The organism is Streptomyces humidus (assembly GCF_014649655.1).
Taxonomy (GTDB): Bacteria; Actinomycetota; Actinomycetes; order Streptomycetales; family Streptomycetaceae; genus Streptomyces; species Streptomyces humidus.
In genome coordinates this window covers 203,855-221,300 of the sequence record NZ_BMTL01000008.1, presented here as the reverse complement: position 1 = coordinate 221,300, position 17,446 = coordinate 203,855, and the positions used below count along the sequence as shown (strand labels likewise).

16 protein-coding genes and 1 pseudogene are annotated in these 17,446 nt (G+C 73.1%); 9 read left to right on the top strand and 8 right to left on the bottom strand.

The window, feature by feature from the left end; translation table 11 throughout:
• Window positions 1-90: 90 nt before the first annotated feature.
• Window positions 91-258, top strand: a pseudogene (locus tag IE239_RS42005) (4-hydroxybenzoate 3-monooxygenase); the annotation flags it as partial.
• Between the two features lie 49 nt (window positions 259-307).
• On the top strand, window positions 308-1,744 hold the full coding sequence (locus tag IE239_RS11985) for a benzaldehyde dehydrogenase (RefSeq protein WP_190149232.1): 1,437 nt from the start codon (window positions 308-310) through the stop codon (window positions 1,742-1,744).
• 181 nt (window positions 1,745-1,925) lie between these two features.
• On the opposite strand, the gene trxA is transcribed toward IE239_RS11985, so the two are convergent.
• Window positions 1,926-2,327 (bottom strand): thioredoxin, encoded by a 402-nt coding sequence (gene trxA / locus IE239_RS11980; protein WP_190149231.1) that lies wholly within the window; start codon window positions 2,325-2,327, stop codon window positions 1,926-1,928.
• A 144-nt stretch (window positions 2,328-2,471) separates the two neighbouring features.
• Between trxA and IE239_RS11975 the strand changes: the two genes are divergently transcribed.
• A complete protein-coding gene (locus IE239_RS11975) occupies window positions 2,472-3,890 on the top strand; it encodes a dihydrolipoyl dehydrogenase family protein (protein WP_190149230.1) in 1,419 nt (472 codons plus the stop codon).
• 157 nt (window positions 3,891-4,047) lie between these two features.
• On the opposite strand, the gene IE239_RS11970 is transcribed toward IE239_RS11975, so the two are convergent.
• Window positions 4,048-4,692 carry a peptide deformylase gene (locus IE239_RS11970; protein ID WP_190149229.1) on the bottom strand — a complete coding sequence of 215 codons (645 nt, stop codon included), beginning with the start codon at window positions 4,690-4,692 and terminating at the stop codon, window positions 4,048-4,050.
• 217 nt (window positions 4,693-4,909) lie between these two features.
• Between IE239_RS11970 and IE239_RS11965 the strand changes: the two genes are divergently transcribed.
• Complete coding sequence (locus IE239_RS11965; RefSeq protein WP_190149228.1) at window positions 4,910-6,337, top strand: PepSY-associated TM helix domain-containing protein; 1,428 nt, start codon at window positions 4,910-4,912, stop codon at window positions 6,335-6,337.
• Window positions 6,338-6,434: 97 nt separating this feature from the next.
• On the opposite strand, the gene IE239_RS11960 is transcribed toward IE239_RS11965, so the two are convergent.
• The 3 genes from IE239_RS11960 to IE239_RS11950 form a co-directional block, all read right to left on the bottom strand.
• Window positions 6,435-6,806 carry a tetratricopeptide repeat protein gene (locus IE239_RS11960; RefSeq protein ID WP_190149227.1) on the bottom strand — a complete coding sequence of 124 codons (372 nt, stop codon included), beginning with the start codon at window positions 6,804-6,806 and terminating at the stop codon, window positions 6,435-6,437.
• Between the two features lie 138 nt (window positions 6,807-6,944).
• Window positions 6,945-7,460 (bottom strand): MarR family winged helix-turn-helix transcriptional regulator, encoded by a 516-nt coding sequence (locus tag IE239_RS11955; protein WP_190149226.1) that lies wholly within the window; start codon window positions 7,458-7,460, stop codon window positions 6,945-6,947.
• A 65-nt stretch (window positions 7,461-7,525) separates the two neighbouring features.
• Window positions 7,526-9,082: a serine/threonine-protein kinase gene (locus IE239_RS11950; protein WP_190149225.1), complete on the bottom strand. Its 1,557-nt coding sequence runs from the start codon at window positions 9,080-9,082 to the stop codon at window positions 7,526-7,528.
• Between the two features lie 207 nt (window positions 9,083-9,289).
• On the opposite strand from IE239_RS11950, the gene IE239_RS11945 reads away from it, so the two are divergent.
• On the top strand, window positions 9,290-9,943 hold the full coding sequence (locus IE239_RS11945) for a hypothetical protein (RefSeq protein ID WP_190149224.1): 654 nt from the start codon (window positions 9,290-9,292) through the stop codon (window positions 9,941-9,943).
• A 153-nt stretch (window positions 9,944-10,096) separates the two neighbouring features.
• Here the strand turns inward: IE239_RS11945 and IE239_RS11940 are convergent, their stop codons facing one another.
• Both IE239_RS11940 and IE239_RS11935 read right to left on the bottom strand, forming a co-directional pair.
• Window positions 10,097-10,378 (bottom strand): hypothetical protein, encoded by a 282-nt coding sequence (locus IE239_RS11940; protein ID WP_229878044.1) that lies wholly within the window; start codon window positions 10,376-10,378, stop codon window positions 10,097-10,099.
• Between the two features lie 497 nt (window positions 10,379-10,875).
• Window positions 10,876-11,361 (bottom strand): MarR family winged helix-turn-helix transcriptional regulator, encoded by a 486-nt coding sequence (locus IE239_RS11935; RefSeq protein ID WP_229878043.1) that lies wholly within the window; start codon window positions 11,359-11,361, stop codon window positions 10,876-10,878.
• Between the two features lie 237 nt (window positions 11,362-11,598).
• Here IE239_RS11935 and IE239_RS11930 point away from each other — a divergent pair, with 237 nt between their 5' ends.
• Together IE239_RS11930 and IE239_RS11925 are read left to right on the top strand one after the other, a co-directional pair.
• Window positions 11,599-12,780 (top strand): PP2C family protein-serine/threonine phosphatase, encoded by a 1,182-nt coding sequence (locus IE239_RS11930; RefSeq protein ID WP_190149222.1) that lies wholly within the window; start codon window positions 11,599-11,601, stop codon window positions 12,778-12,780.
• Window positions 12,781-13,087: 307 nt separating this feature from the next.
• Window positions 13,088-14,284, top strand: a complete 1,197-nt coding sequence (locus IE239_RS11925) for a PP2C family protein-serine/threonine phosphatase (RefSeq protein WP_229878042.1) — start codon at window positions 13,088-13,090, stop codon at window positions 14,282-14,284.
• An 81-nt stretch (window positions 14,285-14,365) separates the two neighbouring features.
• Here the strand turns inward: IE239_RS11925 and IE239_RS11920 are convergent, their stop codons facing one another.
• Window positions 14,366-14,881: a MarR family winged helix-turn-helix transcriptional regulator gene (locus IE239_RS11920; RefSeq protein WP_190149220.1), complete on the bottom strand. Its 516-nt coding sequence runs from the start codon at window positions 14,879-14,881 to the stop codon at window positions 14,366-14,368.
• A gap of 258 nt (window positions 14,882-15,139) precedes the next feature.
• Here IE239_RS11920 and IE239_RS11915 point away from each other — a divergent pair, with 258 nt between their 5' ends.
• Both IE239_RS11915 and IE239_RS11910 read left to right on the top strand, forming a co-directional pair.
• On the top strand, window positions 15,140-15,370 hold the full coding sequence (locus IE239_RS11915) for a hypothetical protein (RefSeq protein ID WP_190149219.1): 231 nt from the start codon (window positions 15,140-15,142) through the stop codon (window positions 15,368-15,370).
• A 426-nt stretch (window positions 15,371-15,796) separates the two neighbouring features.
• A complete protein-coding gene (locus tag IE239_RS11910) occupies window positions 15,797-17,446 on the top strand; it encodes a glycoside hydrolase family 27 protein (RefSeq protein ID WP_190149218.1) in 1,650 nt (549 codons plus the stop codon).

The window sequence follows — 17,446 nt, the reverse complement described above, 5'->3', positions numbered from 1 at the left end:
AAGCAAGTTGGTCAAGGAAGTGTTCGGCCGGGGCTTCCCGTCGGCGAGAGGGCCGCCCGGCGCGGTCGCGCTCCGCGCCGGACCGATCGACGCGTGCGTGAGGCGACCCGATCGTCCTGCGGCATGACTAAGATGTTGCGTGCTCAACCAGATGGGGATGCGTTCGCTCATCGGATGCAGCTCGCCCGGCTGCGCCGGATCACCGCATCCCGCCATGCCGCCGCCGAACTGGCGGCCACCTGCACGGGACTTCCCCTTCTCCCCGTGAGAACGGCAAGTCCCGCGGGTCACCGATCGGAGAGCCCTCATGCCGTTGCTCGACCCCCAGAACTGGCAGCCCCGTGCCCTGTCCGGCCCCCGGCACACCGTTACCGAGCCCGCCACCGGCGACCCGCTGGGCACGGTCGTCCTCGCGAGCGGCGCGGACGTCGGTCCCGCCGCCGAGGCCGCCCGCGCCGCCCAGTCCGAGTGGGCCCGCCTCCCGCACTTCGTGCGCGCCGGCGTGCTGCGCAAGGCCGGCGACCTGTTCGCCGCGCACGCCGAGGAACTGCGCGAGTGGATCGTCCGCGAGTCCGGCTCCATACCCGGCAAGGCGGACTTCGAGCTGCACGTCGCCGCCCAGGAGTGCTACGAGGCCGCCGCTCTCGCCTCCCGTCCGGCCGGGCAGGTCCTGCCCAGCGAGGCGCCCCGGCTGTCCTACACCCGGCGGGTGCCCGTCGGCGTGGTGGGCGTGATCTCCCCGTTCAACGCCCCGCTGATCCTGTCGATCCGCTCCGTCGCGCCCGCTCTCGCGCTCGGCAACGCGGTCGTCCTCAAGCCCGACCCGCGCACGGCGGTGTGCGGCGGACTGTCCCTGGCCGCCGTCTTCGCCGAGGCGGGTCTGCCGGACGGGCTGCTGCACGTCCTGCCGGGCGGCGCCGAGACCGGCGCGGCCCTGGTCGCCGACCCGCGCGTGCCGGTGATCTCCTTCACCGGCTCCACCGCGGCCGGCCGCGCGGTCGGCGAGGCCGCCGGACGCCACCTCAAGCGCGCCCACCTGGAACTCGGCGGCAACTCCGCCCTGATCGTCCTGGAGGACGCCGACCTCGACGCGGTCATCTCCACGGCCGCCTGGGGCTCGTTCTTCCACCAGGGCCAGATCTGCATGACCACCGGCCGCCACCTGGTGCACGCCTCCCTCTACGAGGAGTACGTCGAGCGGCTCGCGGCCAAGGCCGACGCCCTCGCCGTCGGCGACCCGCACCGCGCGCAGGTGCACCTCGGACCGCTCATCGACGACGGGCAACGCGCCAAGGTGCACGCTCTGGTGGAGGCCAGCACGGGCTCCGGCGCGAAACTCGCCGCGGGCGGCACGCACGACCGTCTCTTCTACCGCCCGACGGTCCTCGCCGGCGTCGACGACGACACCCCCGCGTACGCCGAGGAGGTCTTCGGCCCGGTGGCGCCGGTGCGCTCCTTCACCACCGCGGACGAGGCCGCGGCGCTGGCCGCGCGCAGCTCCTACGGCCTCTCGCTCGGCATCGTCACCCGCGACGCGGCCCGTGGCCTCGACCTGGCCGAGCGCGTCCCGACCGGCATCGTCCACATCAACGACCAGACCGTGAACGACGAGGCCGTGGCGCCCTTCGGCGGGGTCGCCGCCTCCGGCACCGGCGCCCGCTTCGGCGGCGAGGCCAACCTGGAGGCCTTCACCGACGTGCGCTGGACGACGGTGCGGAGCGACGTGGCGCCCTACCCCTTCTAGTGCCGCAGCAGGCAATGTTCGCCCCGTCACGACGCCTGGCACGCACTCTCGCCGCACCGGGCGAAAGCCCGAGTACGTCCAGTACGAGTGCTTCCGCCCGGCACGCCGACAGCACGCACCAGACGCCGCTCCTTCTCGGGCGAACATTGCCTGCCGCGGCACTAGGCAGCGTTTCCCGGGCTCACTCGCCCTGGGCGGCGGAGCCGTCGGCCCCGCTCCTGGCCTGCTGCTCCTCGATCGACCTGCGGACCTCGTCCATGTCCAGCTCGCGCGCCTGCCCGATGACGTCCGTGAGGGCGGCCTCGGGCAGCGCGCCCGGCTGGGCGAACACCGCGACCCGGTCCCGCACGATCATCAGCGTCGGGATCGACTGGATGCCGAAGGCGGCGGCCAGCTCCGGCTGCGCCTCGGTGTCCACCTTGCCGAACACCAGGTCCGGGTTCGCCTCGGCGGCCTTGTCGTAGACCGGGGCGAACTGACGGCACGGCCCGCACCAGGACGCCCAGAAGTCGATCAGGACGAACTCGTTCTCGGTGACCGTCTGGTCGAAGTTCTCCTTGGTGAGCTCCACGGTGCTGCTCATGACCTGCATCCTTCTTCCCGGTGCTCCCTGCCAGGCGCTCCCTGGCATGAGGTGAAGCCGTCCGCGCCAACACGGCCGGCCGCTCGCGTATTCCGCGCCCCTACCCGTGTGGCCACCGCGCACACCACCCACCAGACTGACCCCATGACGGAAACGGAAACCAACCTGTACGACGTGGTTGTGCTCGGGGCCGGGCCCGTGGGGGAGAACGTCGCCGACCGCACCCGCGCGGCCGGTCTCACCACCGCGGTCGTCGAGAGCGAACTGGTCGGCGGCGAGTGCTCGTACTGGGCCTGCATGCCCAGCAAGGCCCTGCTGCGCCCGGTCATCGCCCGCGCCGACGCCCGCCGCCTGCCCGGCCTGCGCCAGGCCGTGGAAGGCCCCCTGGACACCGCGGCGGTCCTCGCCCGCCGCAACTGGTACACCGGCGACTGGACCGACGACGGCCAGGTCGACTGGATCAAGAGCATCGGCGCCGACCTCTACCGCGGCCAGGGCAGACTGACCGGCCCGCGCACGGTGAGCGTGGGCGACCGGGTGCTCACGGCACGGCACGCGGTCGTCGTCGCCACCGGCACCCGCGCCGCGCTGCCCGCGCTGCCGGGCCTGGCCGAGGTGCGGCCCTGGACGAGCCGCGAGGCCACCAGCGCCCAGGCCGCGCCCGGCCGGCTCGTCGTGGTGGGCGGGGGAGTCGTCGCCACCGAGATGGCCACCGCCTGGCAGGCCCTCGGCTCGCAGGTCACCCTCCTCGTGCGCGGCAAGGGGCTGCTCGACCGGATGGAGCCGTTCGCGGGCGAGCTGGTCGCGGAGGCGCTCACCGAGGCCGGGGCGGACGTGCGCACCGGCACCTCGGTGGCGTCCGTGACCCGCACCGACGGCGTCGTCGTGATCGTCACCGGCACCGGCGAGCGCATCGAGGCCGACGAGATCCTCTTCGCCGTCGGCCGCGCCCCGCGCACCGACGACATCGGCCTGGAGACGGTCGGCCTGGAGCCCGGATCGTGGCTCGACGTCGACGACAGTCTGCGCGTCGACGGCGCCGACTGGCTCTACGCGGTCGGCGACGTCAACCACCGCGCCCTCCTCACCCACCAGGGCAAGTACCAGGCGCGGATCGCCGGCGCCGCCATCGCCGCCCGCGCCGCCGGAACGCCTCTGGACCGGGCCGACCCGTGGAGCGCCCACACCGCCACGGCCGACCACGAGTCCGTCCCGCAGGTCGTCTTCACCGACCCGGAGGCCGCCTCCGTCGGCCTCTCCTTCGCGGAGGCGGAAGCGGCCGGACACCGGGTGCGGGCCGTCGACGTCGACATGTCGTCGGTGGCCGGCGCGGGCCTGTACGCCGAGGGCTACAAGGGCCGCGCCCGGATGGTCGTCGACCTGGAGCGGGAGATCCTGCGCGGCGTCACCTTCGTCGGCCCCGGCGTCGGCGAGCTCATCCACTCCGCGACCGTCGCCGTCGTCGGCCAGGTCCCGATCGCCCGTCTCTGGCACGCGGTCCCGTCCTACCCGACGATCAGCGAGGTGTGGCTCCGCCTGCTGGAGGCCTTCCGGGACAACTGACCCACGACGGGCCGGGCTTGCCCGCCGGACTGCCCCGCGGGGGGCCGGCCCGCAGGCCCGGGTGGCAGCCCGCCCCGGCACCGGCGCCTCCCGGGCCCGGCGCTCGCGCGCCGTCGCTGCCGTCGGCGACCGCGTCGGCCCCGCAGGGCGGAACCGTCTACGGCAGGGGGAAGTCCAGGGCGCTCGCCGCCTCGGCCGGGGTCGGCTGCGCCCAGCGTTCCAGCACCGTCCGGTTGGACGAGAGCGAGCGCAGTTCGGCCCGGTCGAGGTAGAGCAGCCCGTCGAGGTGGTCCGTCTCGTGCTGGACGATGCGGGCCGGCCAGCCCGTGAACACCTCGTCCAGCGGCCGCCCCCGCTCGTCCTCTCCGGTCAGCCGGACCTCCGCGTGCCGGGCCACCACCGCCTGGTAGCCCGGCACGCTCAGACAGCCCTCGAAGAACGCGGCGAGCTCCGGACCGGCCGGCTCGTACTTCGGGTTGACGAGCACCCGGAACGGCTGGGGCACCCGGCCGCGGGCCAGCCGCACCTCGTCCGGCACCGGCGCGGGGTCCTCGATCACCGCGATCCGCAGCGCCACCCCGACCTGCGGCGCGGCGAGGCCGACGCCGGGCGCCGCGAGCATCGTGACGCGCAGGGCCTCGACGAACCGGGCCAGCAAAGCCGGTTCGAGCTCGCCGTCGTAATGCGCGGCGCCGGCTCGCAGGACGGGGTCGCCGGCCGCGACGATGGGCAAGGGGTCGCCGGGGGCGAGGAGTTCCTCGATCCGTTCGCCGAGCGGGGCGCGGGGACTGGGAGTTGCCATTCGGTCAGCATCCCATGACCGATGGCGTGTGACACGGGTCACTTCGAGGGACGGGAACTCCGGTCGGTTCCGCCCCGACTACTGGGACGTCACGGCCGAAAGCCTTCCCGAGAGCCCCTGCCCGGCGGCTCCCTTCGGCCCTTCGCCCCCTCGTCTCCCTCGTCCCCCTGGTCCTTCAAGCTCCCCTCGCCCCCTTCGACCCCGGAGAAGCCCGCCGATGTCCACCGATCTCCCGACCTCCCCCGCCCCCGGCTCCGCCGGAGCGGGGGGACCCTCGTCGGACGAGGCCCCGCAGCCGGCGGCCCGCGCGCCCAAGTCCCGCGGTCCGTGGGCCCCGTTGCGCCCGCTGGTGCTGCGTCTGCACTTCTATGCCGGCGTGTTCGTCGCGCCCTTCCTGCTCGTCGCCGCGGTCACCGGGTTCCTCTACGCCGGCGCGTTCCAGGCCGAGAAGCTCGTGTACGCCCACGAGATGAACGTGCCGGCCGGTGACACGAAGCTGCCGATCTCCGCGCAGGTGGAGGCGGCCCGCAAGGCCCATCCCGAGGGCGCCGTCTCGGCCGTACGCCCGTCGCCCGAGGACGACGCCACGACCCGCGTGATGCTCACGGGCGTCGAGGGAGTCGACGCCACCCACGCCCTGGCCGTGTTCGTCGACCCGTACACGGGCCAGGTGCGCGGCGCCCTGGAGCAGTACGGCTCGACCGGCGCGCTGCCCCTGCGCACCTGGATCGACGAGTTCCACCGCGATCTCCACCTCGGCGAGAACGGCCGCCTGTACAGCGAGTTCGCCGCCAGCTGGCTCTGGGTGATCGCGGCGGGCGGCCTCGCGCTGTGGTTCTCCCGCCGTCGCGCCCTGCGCAAGGTGCGCGGCACGAGCGGACGGCGCCGCGCCCTCGGCCTGCACGGCACGATCGGCGCGTGGGCCGCGGTGGGCTTCCTCTTCCTCTCCGCGACCGGACTGACCTGGTCGACGTACGCGGGCGCCAACATCGACGAACTGCGCACCTCCCTCGGCCAGTCCACCCCGTCGGTGTCGGCGGCCGCGGCCGGTGGCGACCATGCCGGTCACGCCGGTGCGTCCGGCAGCGGCGGAGACGCGGAGCACGGCGTCGGGCTCGACAGGATCCTCGCCGCCGCGCGGGCCGAGGGGCTGGGCGACCCGGTCGAGATCGTCCCGCCCGCGGACGCGTCCTCCGCGTACGTGGTCAAGCAGGTGCAGCGCAGCTGGCCCGAGAAGCAGGACGCCGTGGCGGTCGACCCGGCCACCGGCGAGGTCACCGACGTCTCGCGGTTCGCCGACTACCCGCTCCTGGCCAAGCTGACCCGGTGGGGCATCGACCTGCACACCGGCATCCTGTTCGGGCTGGTCAACCAGATAGCGCTGATGCTCCTCGCGCTCGCTCTGATCCTGCTGATCGTGCTGGGCTACCTGATGTGGTGGCGGCGCGGCCGCGGCTCCGCGTTCGGCCGGCCCGTCCCGCGCGGGGCCTGGGCCCAGGTCCCGCCGCTCGTCCTCGTCCCGTTGGCGGCGGCGGTCGCCGTGGTCGGGTATCTGGTCCCGCTGCTGGGCATTCCGCTGGCGGGCTTCATCGTCGTGGACGTGGTGCTCGGGGAGATCGCGCACCGCCGCCGCCGGGCGGTCTGAGCACGTCCGGTCCGGGGAGCCCGCCTCGCCGGCAGCCCCCTGGACCGTGTCCGGGAGGACGGGCCCACAGGGGCGGTCCTCCCGGGTCCGTGAGGGGTCAGTCCTGCGGGAACTCCCCGGACAGCGCGGCGGCCAGCCGCAGCTGCGGTCCCGCCTCCTCGTGCCGCCCCTGCCGCTCCAGGGTGCGGCCCAGCATCAGCCGCGCGTAGTGCTCCACCGGGTCACGGTCGACGATCGTCCGCAACTCGGCCTCGGCGCGGCGCAGTTGGGCCGAGTGGTAGTAGGCGCGGGCCAGCAGCAGCCGCGGCCCGGTCTGCTCCGGCACCTCCTCGACGAGTCCGGCGAGCACCCGCGCGGCGGCGGCGTACTCCTTCGCGCCGAAGAAAAGCTGTGCCCGCTCCCACCGCTCGGACGGCGTTCCGTGGGCGTAGTACTCGGCGCCGGTCGTCGTCTCGTAGGTCGTGTCCACTGGTGACCTCCTTCGCCGCCGACAACCGGGACGGTCGGTTGAATATTCCAGCACCGGGCCGGAGTGCCGGGGACCTGTGCGCAGGGCCGCCGGACGGGCGACGCGGGGCCGGGGGCGGGGCCGAGGCGGGCCGCCGGATCAGGCGGTCCCGTCCGCCGTCCCCGCCGCCCCGGCAGCCTCAGGCCGCTTCACCGGGAGCTCGAGCGGTACGCCGAGCAGGGCCGTCAGCTCGCCGGTGAGCGTCCGGGTGCGTGTGCTGTCCAGGCCGCCCAATGGTTCCAGCAACTGCTCCAGGAGCGCCTGGACGACCTTCACGGCCCGTCGGGTGACGTCCTGTCCCCGTTCGGTGAGGGCGAGCTGGACCGCCCGCGGATCGCGCGGATCGCGGGTCCGCTCGATCAGCTCCGCGGCCTCCAGGGCCCGCGCGAGCTTGGAGACGTAGAGCGGCTCCAGACCGGTGTGGTCGGCGAGCCGGCGCTGACTGGGACGTTCCCCGTCGCGCTGCATGCCGTACAGCGAGGCCACCAGCGAGTACTGCGCGTGGGTGAGCCCCAGGGGCGCGACCGCCCGGTCGACGGCCACGCGCCACTTCGTGGACAGGCGCCACACCAGGAAGCCGGGCGTGGCGCGTTCGGAGTCCGTGCTCTCGCTCATACGAAACACGTTACATGGCTACTATGCGAGGCCGATCCTCGACGAGGACGTCCGCAGGACGCCGGTCAGCCCTGGCGCGTGATGCGCACCTGCACGGTCAGTGTGCCCTTGTTGTCGTCGGAGCAGGACCCGGCGGCGTCGTTCATGCCCAGTTTCAGGGTGCCGTTCCCGGTGGCCTTGAAGGTGAGCTCCTTGCCGACGGTGTGCACGGGGAAGTCCTTGTCCCCGGCGAGGACGGCGAGCAGCGCGCCGAACGGCGCCGTGGGTTTGACCTTGCAGCTCTTCGCGCCGTCCAGCAGCCTGTCGGTGGCCGCGTCGTAGCCGGCCGGCCCGGTCATGGGCATGTTCCGGTGGTCGGCCGTCCACTGTCCTGAGACGAACCGGACGGTGACCTGGTCCCCGCGCCGGACGACCGCTCCGGCCACCGGCTGCCAGCCGTTCGCCGACCGGACGACCTGACCGACGGTCGTCGTCCTCGGACCGGTCTCCTTCTCGGGCGGAAGCACCCCGGTGAAGAACAGGCCCGCCACGACGCCCGCCGCCACCATCGTGCCGGCGAGAGCCCACCCCAGCCGCCTGCGCACCGCCGAGCCGGACGACCGGGCGGGCGACGGCCGGCCCGACGCGGCGTCCCGCGCCGTCGGCACGGCCTCCCCGGCGCCGACGAGTTGCCCGTGACCGCTCGTCACGGTCTCCGAGTCGGCCAGCGCCGACGAAGGCCGCGGGACGCGTACGGTCGCCGACGGCAGCGGCCCGGCGTCCGCCTCGCCCGCCGCGACGCGCCGCAGCGCGGCACGCGCGCCGGCCGCCGAGGGCCGCTCCTGCGGGGACTTGCGCAGCAGCGCCTCCACGACCGGCAGCAGCGGTCCGAGCCGCTCCGACAGTACGGGTTCGTCGTACGCCACCGCGTGCAGCGTCGCGGGACCTCCCGGTCTGCGGAACGGGGACTCGCCGCCGCACACGGTGGCGAGCGTCGCGCCCAGGGACCACAGGTCGGAGGCCGGGCCGGTCTGCGATCCCGTCACCCGCTCGGGGGCCATGAATTCCAGGGAGCCCACCAGTTGGCCGGTGCTGGTCAGGAACTCGCCGTCGTCCAGGGCCGCGATGCCGAAGTCGGTGAGGACGGCTCTGCCGTCGCGGCGCAGCAGGACGTTGGCGGGTTTGACGTCACGGTGCAGGGTGCCGGCCGCGTGCACGGCCTCCAGTGCGTCGAGCACCTGGAGGCCGAGGACCGCGGTGTGCTGCGGGGTGAGCGGCCCGGAACGTGCGACATGGTGGGCGAGCGAGGGCCCGTCGACGAGTTCCATGACGATCCACAGACGGTCCTCGGACTCGACGAGGTCGTATACGCCGATCACGTGCGGGTGCGGTACCCGGGCCACCGCGCGCGCCTCACGGACGGCGCGCCGCATCCGCACGAGGTGCTCGTCGTCGCCATGGGTGAGGATGTGCAGTTCCTTCGCGGCGACCGGGCGATCCAGCAACCGGTCGTGGGCGCGCCAGACCGTGCCCATCCCGCCGCGGCCGAGAACGTCGTGGAGGAGATACCGGTCGGCGATCAGCCGCTCCGCGCCGCTCCCCGGACGTGTCGCCGACGGATGATCGCCATGTCCCGATGCCACGTGCTCTCTCACGTTTCCCTTTCGGAGGGCTGGGCGCTGCCCACCGGCGTCGCTCACTCGCTGTGCGTTCGGCAGGTCGTCATTGGTTCGAACGGGCCCGAGCATAGCCGAGCACGTCATGCCCCCGAGCCGTCAACTGCACTGCGCCAGGCCCGCTTTGACGACGGGGACAAGGGGACTGTCAGACCCCCTTGCGATGCTGGGGCCATGACGGCAACGAACGACCCGACCGCCACCACCGGCTCCGAGGAAACCCTGGACGCACTGCTGTGGCGGTGGGCGGAACACATCGGCGGCAAGATCGTCCGGCCCGAATGGTTCGCCTGCGCGGGGGAACTGACGCTGGAGGAGAACGTCACCTGGTTCGGGATGACGACCATCGGCGGCTGGTACCACTGCGAGCTTCCCGCCGGACTGCGCAGCGCTCCGGTGTACGCGGGCTGCTACTGGCACCGGGAGGACGACAAGCCGCCCGTGGCCCGGGTGAGCATGGTCGTCCTGCCGCTCGCCGACCCCGCCACCATCGCCGCGGCCGAATGGAACGACGGATACAACGGGTACGAACCGGCGCCTGTGGACGGATACGCCGTCCTGTGCAGCGGCCCGTTCGATCCGGCGAGCGTCGCCGGCCGCGATGCCCAGGCCGATCTGCGCGAGGCCGAACGCGTCATCGCGGCCGGCGACGGCGAGGGCCGGCGTGACAACTGGGCCGAGATCGTCACTGTTCCGGACCGCGGCGGCAACGCCCTGTTCTTCCCCGTGGAGGCCGAGGAACGGGACGGCTACGAGGCGCTGGACCCCGACGACACGATCGTCTGCCTCGCCTTCGCCGCCTACGACTTCAGCGACCAGGCGTACTGACCTGCCCGGCCGGTCATGCCGCAGACGCGGGTCCGGCACGCACCTCTGCGGCGTCGTCGGTTGCCGACTCTCTCACGCTCGACCGTGCTTGCGCGGGGGCCCCATCGCGTCGACGCCCTCCTCCGCCTTGCGGCCGCACGCACCGGACCCCGCTCACCGCGCCGGTCGGTCCCTGTCGCTCACCCGCGGCGTGACCGACCGGACAGGGCCTGCCTGGCGCTCCGGGACGCTGTCGGCGACGAACGGCCGACCGGCGACCGCGGCCGGCGGCAGCGCGGTCCCGTCCGCGCGGCCGGGGGCGCCGGTGACGACCACGGCCCCGAGGCCCGGGCCGCCGTCCGCCGGCACGTCGCCGTCCACGGTCACCGGACCCACCGAAGGATGCTCGACGGTCTTGCGCTCTCGCGGTGAGCGGCCACCGTAGCGTTCGCCCATAGCTCGGCGAACCCCGCGCTGCCCGCGCCCCGTACGCGGATCAGCTCTGCCGGGTCAGCTCTGCCGGGCGCGCGTCACGGGTACGGCGGCCGTCGGCCCGAAGCAGGTCGGACCAGGCGGCGGCGCAGGCGGCCGCCCGGCCCCGCCCCCGCACCGGCGCCCGAGCTCGCCCCGCTCAGAAGCGGGGGCCTTTCGCACGTTCGCGCCCACGGACGCCGCACCGGTACCGCTTCGGTGCGGCCGATCGCCTCCCCTCATCCGCCGAGATTTTGGCCACAGGCGCAAAGGTCCCCGCATCAGGGGGTAACCGGTTTCCGGAGGCAGAACGGCTCACGGCAGGACAGTTGCCGTTTGACAACTATAGCCGTGAGGCAAGAAAGTGGAGGCCGGACGTGCAGGGGGAAGGATCTGGATGTTCCCGTGGGCGGAGTCCGCTCCGTTCGCTGAACGCCGGCGTCGGAGGGCGGGCGGCACGTGAGATGTCGGTGGCCGGCCGTTCAGGCCGTGCGGGTTCCGGACCCCTGGGCGTCGTCGTGCATCTGCGCCGCCGCGGCGACGCAGAACGCTTCGAGCCCCTCCAGGAGCGCGGTCCGCTGGGGTGCGTCCATGTGGTCCAGCACCGCCTGCAGCGCGCCCTCGCGGCGGGTGCGCAGACCGGCGAGGAACGCATGGCCCCGGCCGCTGACGTGGAGGCGCACCTCGCGCCGGTCCGCCGGGCTCGCCACCCGCTCGACGAAGCCGGCCGCCTGCAGGCGGTCGCACAGCCGACTGGCCGACGGCGGTGTGGAGGCGAGCGCTTCGGCCAGAGTGCGCAGACTGACGCCTTCGCGGTGTTCGAGGACGAGCAGGACGCGCAACTGCGACGCCGACACGGGCGCCGTCGTGGCCCGGCCCCACAGCACCTCCAGCAACTCCGCGGCCGTGGAGGTCACGCGGGCGACCTCGTCCGGCTCCGGGCGGGGGCGGAAGGAACTCACCGTCACATTCTCGCAGGCGCCGGGACGACCTCCGGCGTACCGGGCGGCCGGTGACCGGCCGTAGACGGACCGGATCCGGGCGCGGCCGTACGGAACGGCCTCGCCTCGTGCACACGGAACGCGTGCACACGGAACGCGTGCACACGGAACGCGTGCACAGAGACCGCGGGCACACAGACCGCGGGCACAGAGACCGCATGCACAGAGACCGCGTGCACAGAACCTGCGAACGTCCGACGAAAGATGGGTGTATTGACAACCGTGAACAGATTCGTGACCGCCGAACGCGCTCTGCGTACGGCGGCGCCCCACGAGTTGCTCGACGCGGTCCGCCGCGTGCTCTGCGAGGAGTACGCGGCTACCTCGGTCGAGCTCTTCATGGCCGACTACGGTCTGACCGTGCTGCAGCCGGTGTCCGTGCTGCCGCACACCCTTGAACCGGTGTCGGTGCACAACAGCCCGGCCGGCCGCGCCTTCGGCGCCCAGGAGCCCTGTCTCGAGGAGCTTCCGCACGGCCGGGTGCGCGTGCACCTGCCCGTGACCGTGCGCGGGGACCGGCTGGGCGTCCTGACGGTGACCGCGCAGGGGGAGGGGCCCGTACGGGACTGCCTCCCCGAGCTGACGGAGATCGCCGAGGTGCTGGCGCACGAGGTGGTCGTGGCCGAACGGGACACGGACCTCTACCTCCAGGCGCGACGCAAGGACCGGCTGACCCTGGCCGCCGAGATGCAGTGGCAGCTGCTTCCCGGCCGTTCCTGCGCCCGGCCGGAGTACGAGCTGGGGGCGCAGCTGGAGCCCGCGTACGCGATCTTCGGCGACAACTTCGACTGGTCGGCGACCGCCGACCGGCTGACGCTGTACGTCTCCAACGGCATGGGCGAGGGCATCGAGGCCTCCCTGCTGACGAACCTGGCGGTCAACGCCCTGCGCAACGCCCGGCGGGCGGGCATCTCCCTCCCCGACCAGGCTGCCCTGGCCGATCAGGCGATCTACGCGCACTACCGGGGCCGCTGCTACCTGTCGGTCCTCATGTTCGACTTCGACCTCGCCAGCGGGCGCGCCCGGGTCGTGGACGCGGGCTCGCCGCAGCTGCTGCGCCTGCGCGACGGCACGCTCGAACGCGTCGCCTTCGAGGCGCAGTTGCCGCTCGGCATGTTCGAGGAGACCGACTATCTGGCGCAGGACTTCCAGGTCGAGCCGGGCGACCGTCTCGTCTTCGTCAGCGACGGGGTCTACGAGGTCGCCTCCCCCGGCGGGGAGACGTACGGGGACACCGCCCTGGCCCGCGCGATCCAGTCGACGCGGCTGCTTCCGGCCGCCGAGGTCCCCCGTGCCGTCCTGCGGGAGCTGACGGGCCACCGCGGCCGCACCGAGCCGAACGACGACGCCCTGGTGCTCTGCCTCGACTGGCGCGGGCGGCCGTGACCGGCTCCCGGCGAGCCGCCGTCCGGGTCCGGCCGGTCATCGGTGGTGCGGCGCGGCAGGCCGGTGCGTTCCTCGAAGCACGCATACCGCTCCCCGCACCGCCCGCGGCCTCGGCGATCGTCGACCGTGCCGGGCCGCGGTCGCGGCGGCCCGGGGCGGCCGGCGCCGGCCGGCGGGGGCCGGCGGGGGCCGCGGTCGCTCCGCTCGCGCGGGTCGCAGGGGACGTCGACGAGCCCGTCGCCGTGGGCTCGCCCCCGGCCGGGGAGGGACACGCATGGCGATACTGTGGACAGAGCAGGGGGAGAGAGTGGGTGCCGTGAACGCTTCTGAACCGGTTCCGTCCGCGGAGAGCCTGCTTCGCGCCGCCGCGCCCCACGAGCTGGTCGCCACCGCGCGCCGCCTCCTGAGCGACCATGTCGGCGCCGAGGAGGTGACCCTGCTGCTGGCCGACTACGCGCTCAGCGTCCTGCAACCGGTCACCCACCTGCCGTACACCGGGGACCCGGTCGCCGCCCATGACGGGCCCGTCGGACGCGCCTTCATCAGTCAGACGCCGGTCGTCGAGGTCCCCGACGGCTCAGCGCACGCTCACGTCGTCCACCTGCCGCTCACCGTCCGCGGCGACCGGCTGGGCGTCCTGTCCGTGCGCCTCTCCAGCGGCGCGAGCGACCCGGCCACGGTGCTCCGGCTCACCGACTTCGCCACCGCCCTCGCCCACGAGGTCACCACCGCCGGCCGCGACACCGACCTGTACCTCCAGGCCCGTCGGACCCGGCGCCTGACCCTGGCCGCCGAGATGCAGTGGCAGCTTCTGCCGGGCCGGGGCTGCGCCCGCCAGGAGTACGTGATCGGCGCCCATCTGGAGCCCGCCTACACCGTCGGCGGCGACAACTTCGACTGGTCGACCGACGCCGACCACCTCACCCTCACCGTCACCGACGGCATGGGTCAGGGCATCGACGCCTCCCTGCTCACCAGCCTCGCCGTCGGCGCGCTGCGCAACGCACGCCGCGCCGGCATAGGACTCGCGGACCAGGCCTGCCTCGCGGACCAGGCCCTCTTCGCCCAGTACGGCGGCAAGTCGTACGCGTCGACCCTGCTGCTGCGGTTCGACCTGGACACCGGCGTCGTGCGCGCCGTCGACGCCGGCTCGCCCCAGCTCTACCGCCAGCGCGACGACACCGTCGAGCGGATCGAACTCGAAGCACAGCTCCCGCTCGGCATGTTCGAGGAGACCCTCTACGAAGAACAGACCTTTCACGTGCAACCGGGCGACCGGCTGATCGTGGTCAGCAGCGGCGTACACGGCGCACGCGCCGCCGACGGCGGATCCTTCGGGCAGCGAGCCCTGCGCCAGACGCTGAGCGCCACACGCCGGGAGTCCCCGCACGAGGCGGCGCGTGCCGTCGTGTCCGGTCTGATCGAACACTTCGGCAGCAGAGAACTCGCCGCCGACGCCGCGGTCGTGTGCCTGGACTGGAGCGGCCGGAACAACGGGGCGTGACGGCCGAGCAGACGAGCCCCCTTCCGTCACCGGCCGTTCCTCGCCGGCCGTCCGGCACCGGCGTCCGTCACCGACCTTTCCTCACCGGCCGTCCGGATCCGCGGGGCCGCTCCCCGTCGACGGCGGGGCGTCGCGCGCGGCGCGCAGGGCCTGCAACCCACGGCGCAAAGCGGTCCTGTCGGCCGGTTCCATCACCCCCAGCACGGCCGCCAGGGCCTGTGCGCGACGTCCGGCGACATCTTTGAGCACCTCCCGGCCGGGCAGCGTCAGACGCAGTTGCACCTCGCGGCGGTTGAACGGATGGATCCCTCGTTCCAGCAGGCCGGCTGCCTCGAGGCGGTCGCACAGCCGGCTGGCCGTGGGCATCCCGATGTCCAGCCGCTCCGCCAACGCCGTGAGATTCAGTCCCGGCGCCTCCGCGACGGCCCGCAGCGCCTTGAGTTGATGCAGGGACAACCGCAGTGCCGCCTCCTGCGCGGCCACGGTCCACAGGTCCGCCAGGCTCTCCACGGCGTCGGCGATCTCCCGGGCGATGGCCCGGTGACCATGGCCCGGCCCCTTCGCCTGATCGTTGTCGGCGCCGTCGAGGTGCGTCACGAACAAGTCTCTTTCAGTAAGCCCGAGGCAATACACATGCAATGCTCATTCAAACGCACTACCCGAACAGCCAACGAGCAAGCAGCCGATACTGCATCCGGTGCAGGACTCGTCCGCCGGGGGCAGCCCACCTCGTCCACGCCCCCCCCCGCGTGGACGGGGCCCCCGATCGACGCCATGCGCGATCCGGTGACCTGCTTCGGCCCCCACGGGGCCCGGACCGGTCCCGGTCGTGCTCCTGAGGAAGGGGAGCGGACCATGGAGTCCCGCATCGTCTCCATCGTCGCGCACGTCAACGCCACACACGCGTGCAGCGCCCACGGCGCCGGGGCGGGCTGCGCACCGCTGATCGCGGACGTCGTTCTGTGCGACGCGGGCAGCGACCACGTCGAATGGGCCGTCTGCGCGCGGTGGCTCAGGGAGAACTCCGACGCACGAGCCTGGCTGCGGACGCACCCCGTGGAAGCGGCCGGGCTGGACCCGGTCTGACCCCCTCCTCGCGACGGTCCCGGGCGTGACCGCGTTCTCGGCGCGGGGACCCGCTCGAACCCTGCCGACCCGGACCGTCGAACCTCGGCAGCCGCCGTCCGCGGCCCGCCGTTCGACGGACGGACAGGTCCCGTCAATGCCTTTCGCATGATTCGCGTACAAAGGCGAAATGTTTCGAATCTCGTGCCGGTCGCGACGGCGGCCGACAGGGGGATCGGTGAGCCAGTCGGCTCGACGATCGTGTTGACACCGGCGGGAGTCTCTCTAACATCCGTGAGGTCGGCATTCCGAAATGTAATCGAAATTTCGAACGAGCACATCAATGTCATATGCATGACACCACCGTCCAGGCATGCCAGTCATCCCCTGTCTCCCGGCGTCGCAGGTGACCACCTCCGGCGCCCTCACCCCAGGAAGGGAAGCCGAGTGCGCAGAACAGGCAGACGACTGCTCGACCTCCTGGCGGCCGCCGCGCTGACGCTCACCGCGTCCTTCACGGCCGTCGTCCACTCCACCGCCACCGCCGAGGCCGCGCCCGGCAGCCCGGCGCTCACTCCGCCGCTCGGCTGGAACAGCTGGAACAGCTTCGGGTGCGGGGTCACCGAGGCGCAGGTCCGCCAGGCCGCCGACGCAATGGCGTCCTCGGGCATGCGGGACGCCGGCTACCGGTACGTGGTGGTCGACGACTGCTGGTTCGACCCGCAGCGAGACGCGGCGGGCAACCTGAAGGCGAATTCGGCCAAGTTCCCGAGCGGGATGAAGGCGCTCGGGGACTACATCCACGGCAAGGGCCTGAAGTTCGGCATCTACCAGGTGCCGGGCGAGCGCACCTGCGCGCAGACCAGCGGCGCCTATCCCGGCTCGACGGGCAGCAGGGGGCACGAGGCCCAGGACGCCGCCACGTTCGCCTCATGGGGCGTCGACTACCTCAAGTACGACTGGTGTTCCTCCAGCGGCACCCGTGACGAGCAGGTCGCGCGGTTCACGCTGATGCGCGACGCCCTGCGCGCCACCGGGCGGCCCATCGTCTACAGCATCAACCCCAACAGCTTCCACGCGATCACCGGCTCCACCTACAACTGGGGCGAGGTCGCCGACCTGTGGCGGACGACCGAGGACCTGCTCGACATCTGGCAGAACGGCAACACCAACAGCTACCCGATGGGCGTCGGCAACGTCCTCGACGTCACCGCGCCGCTGGCGGCGCAGTCGGGTCCCGGACACTGGAACGACCCCGACATGCTGGTCGTCGGCCGCCCGGGCCTGTCCCTGACCGAATCCCGCTCCCACTTCGCCCTCTGGGCCCTGCTGGCCGCGCCGCTCATGGCCGGCAACGACATCCGCACCATGTCCGCCGACGTGAGCGCGATCCTGCGCAACCCGCGACTGCTGGCGGTGGACCAGGATCCGCTGGGCGCGGGCGGACGCCGAGTGCGCGACGACGGCAACACCGAGGTGTTCGCCAAGCCCCTGTCCGACGGCTCGGTCGCGGTGGGCCTGTTCAACCGGGGAGCGGGCACCGCGACGGTCGCCACGACGGCTGCTCAAGTCGGCCTGTCCGGAGGTCAGTTCACCCTCACGGACCTGTGGACCGGCGGCACGTCGAGCACCACCGGACAGATCTCGGCGAGCGTCCCCGCGCACGGCGTCGCCGTCTTCCGGGTGAGCGGCGGCAGCCCGCTGGCCGCAACCACCGCGCGGCTGCGCGGCAACGGCTCCGGCCGGTGCGTGGACGTGGACAACGCCTCCACCGCCGCCGGCGCCACCGTGCTGCTCTGGGACTGCCACACGGCGGCCAACCAGCTCTGGACCACTTGGGCAGGCGGCGAGATCCGCGTCTTCGGTGACAAGTGCCTCGACGCCTACGACCGGGGAACCGCCAACGGCACCCGTGTCGTCACCTGGCCCTGCAACGGCCAGGACAACCAGAAGTGGACCGTCGGCTCCGACGGGTCGATCCGCAACGTCCACGCGGGCCTGTGCCTCGACGTCGACCGGGCCGGCACCGCGAACGGCACCCCGCTGGTCCTGTGGAGCTGCGACGGCCGGGCCGGCCAGAAGTGGAGTCACGCATGA

Bases quoted from the DNA above. Each gene is read 5' to 3' on its own strand.
- IE239_RS11985 (WP_190149232.1), top strand. From the start codon at position 308: ATGCCGTTGCTCGACCCCCAGAACTGGCAGCCCCGTGCCCTGTCCGGC.
- trxA (WP_190149231.1), bottom strand. From the start codon at position 2,327: ATGAGCAGCACCGTGGAGCTCACCAAGGAGAACTTCGACCAGACGGTC.
- IE239_RS11975 (WP_190149230.1), top strand. From the start codon at position 2,472: ATGACGGAAACGGAAACCAACCTGTACGACGTGGTTGTGCTCGGGGCC.
- IE239_RS11970 (WP_190149229.1), bottom strand. From the start codon at position 4,692: ATGGCAACTCCCAGTCCCCGCGCCCCGCTCGGCGAACGGATCGAGGAA.
- IE239_RS11965 (WP_190149228.1), top strand. From the start codon at position 4,910: ATGTCCACCGATCTCCCGACCTCCCCCGCCCCCGGCTCCGCCGGAGCG.
- IE239_RS11955 (WP_190149226.1), bottom strand. From the start codon at position 7,460: ATGAGCGAGAGCACGGACTCCGAACGCGCCACGCCCGGCTTCCTGGTG.
- IE239_RS11945 (WP_190149224.1), top strand. From the start codon at position 9,290: ATGACGGCAACGAACGACCCGACCGCCACCACCGGCTCCGAGGAAACC.
- IE239_RS11940 (WP_229878044.1), bottom strand. From the start codon at position 10,378: ATGGGCGAACGCTACGGTGGCCGCTCACCGCGAGAGCGCAAGACCGTC.
- IE239_RS11930 (WP_190149222.1), top strand. From the start codon at position 11,599: ATGGGTGTATTGACAACCGTGAACAGATTCGTGACCGCCGAACGCGCT.
- IE239_RS11915 (WP_190149219.1), top strand. From the start codon at position 15,140: ATGGAGTCCCGCATCGTCTCCATCGTCGCGCACGTCAACGCCACACAC.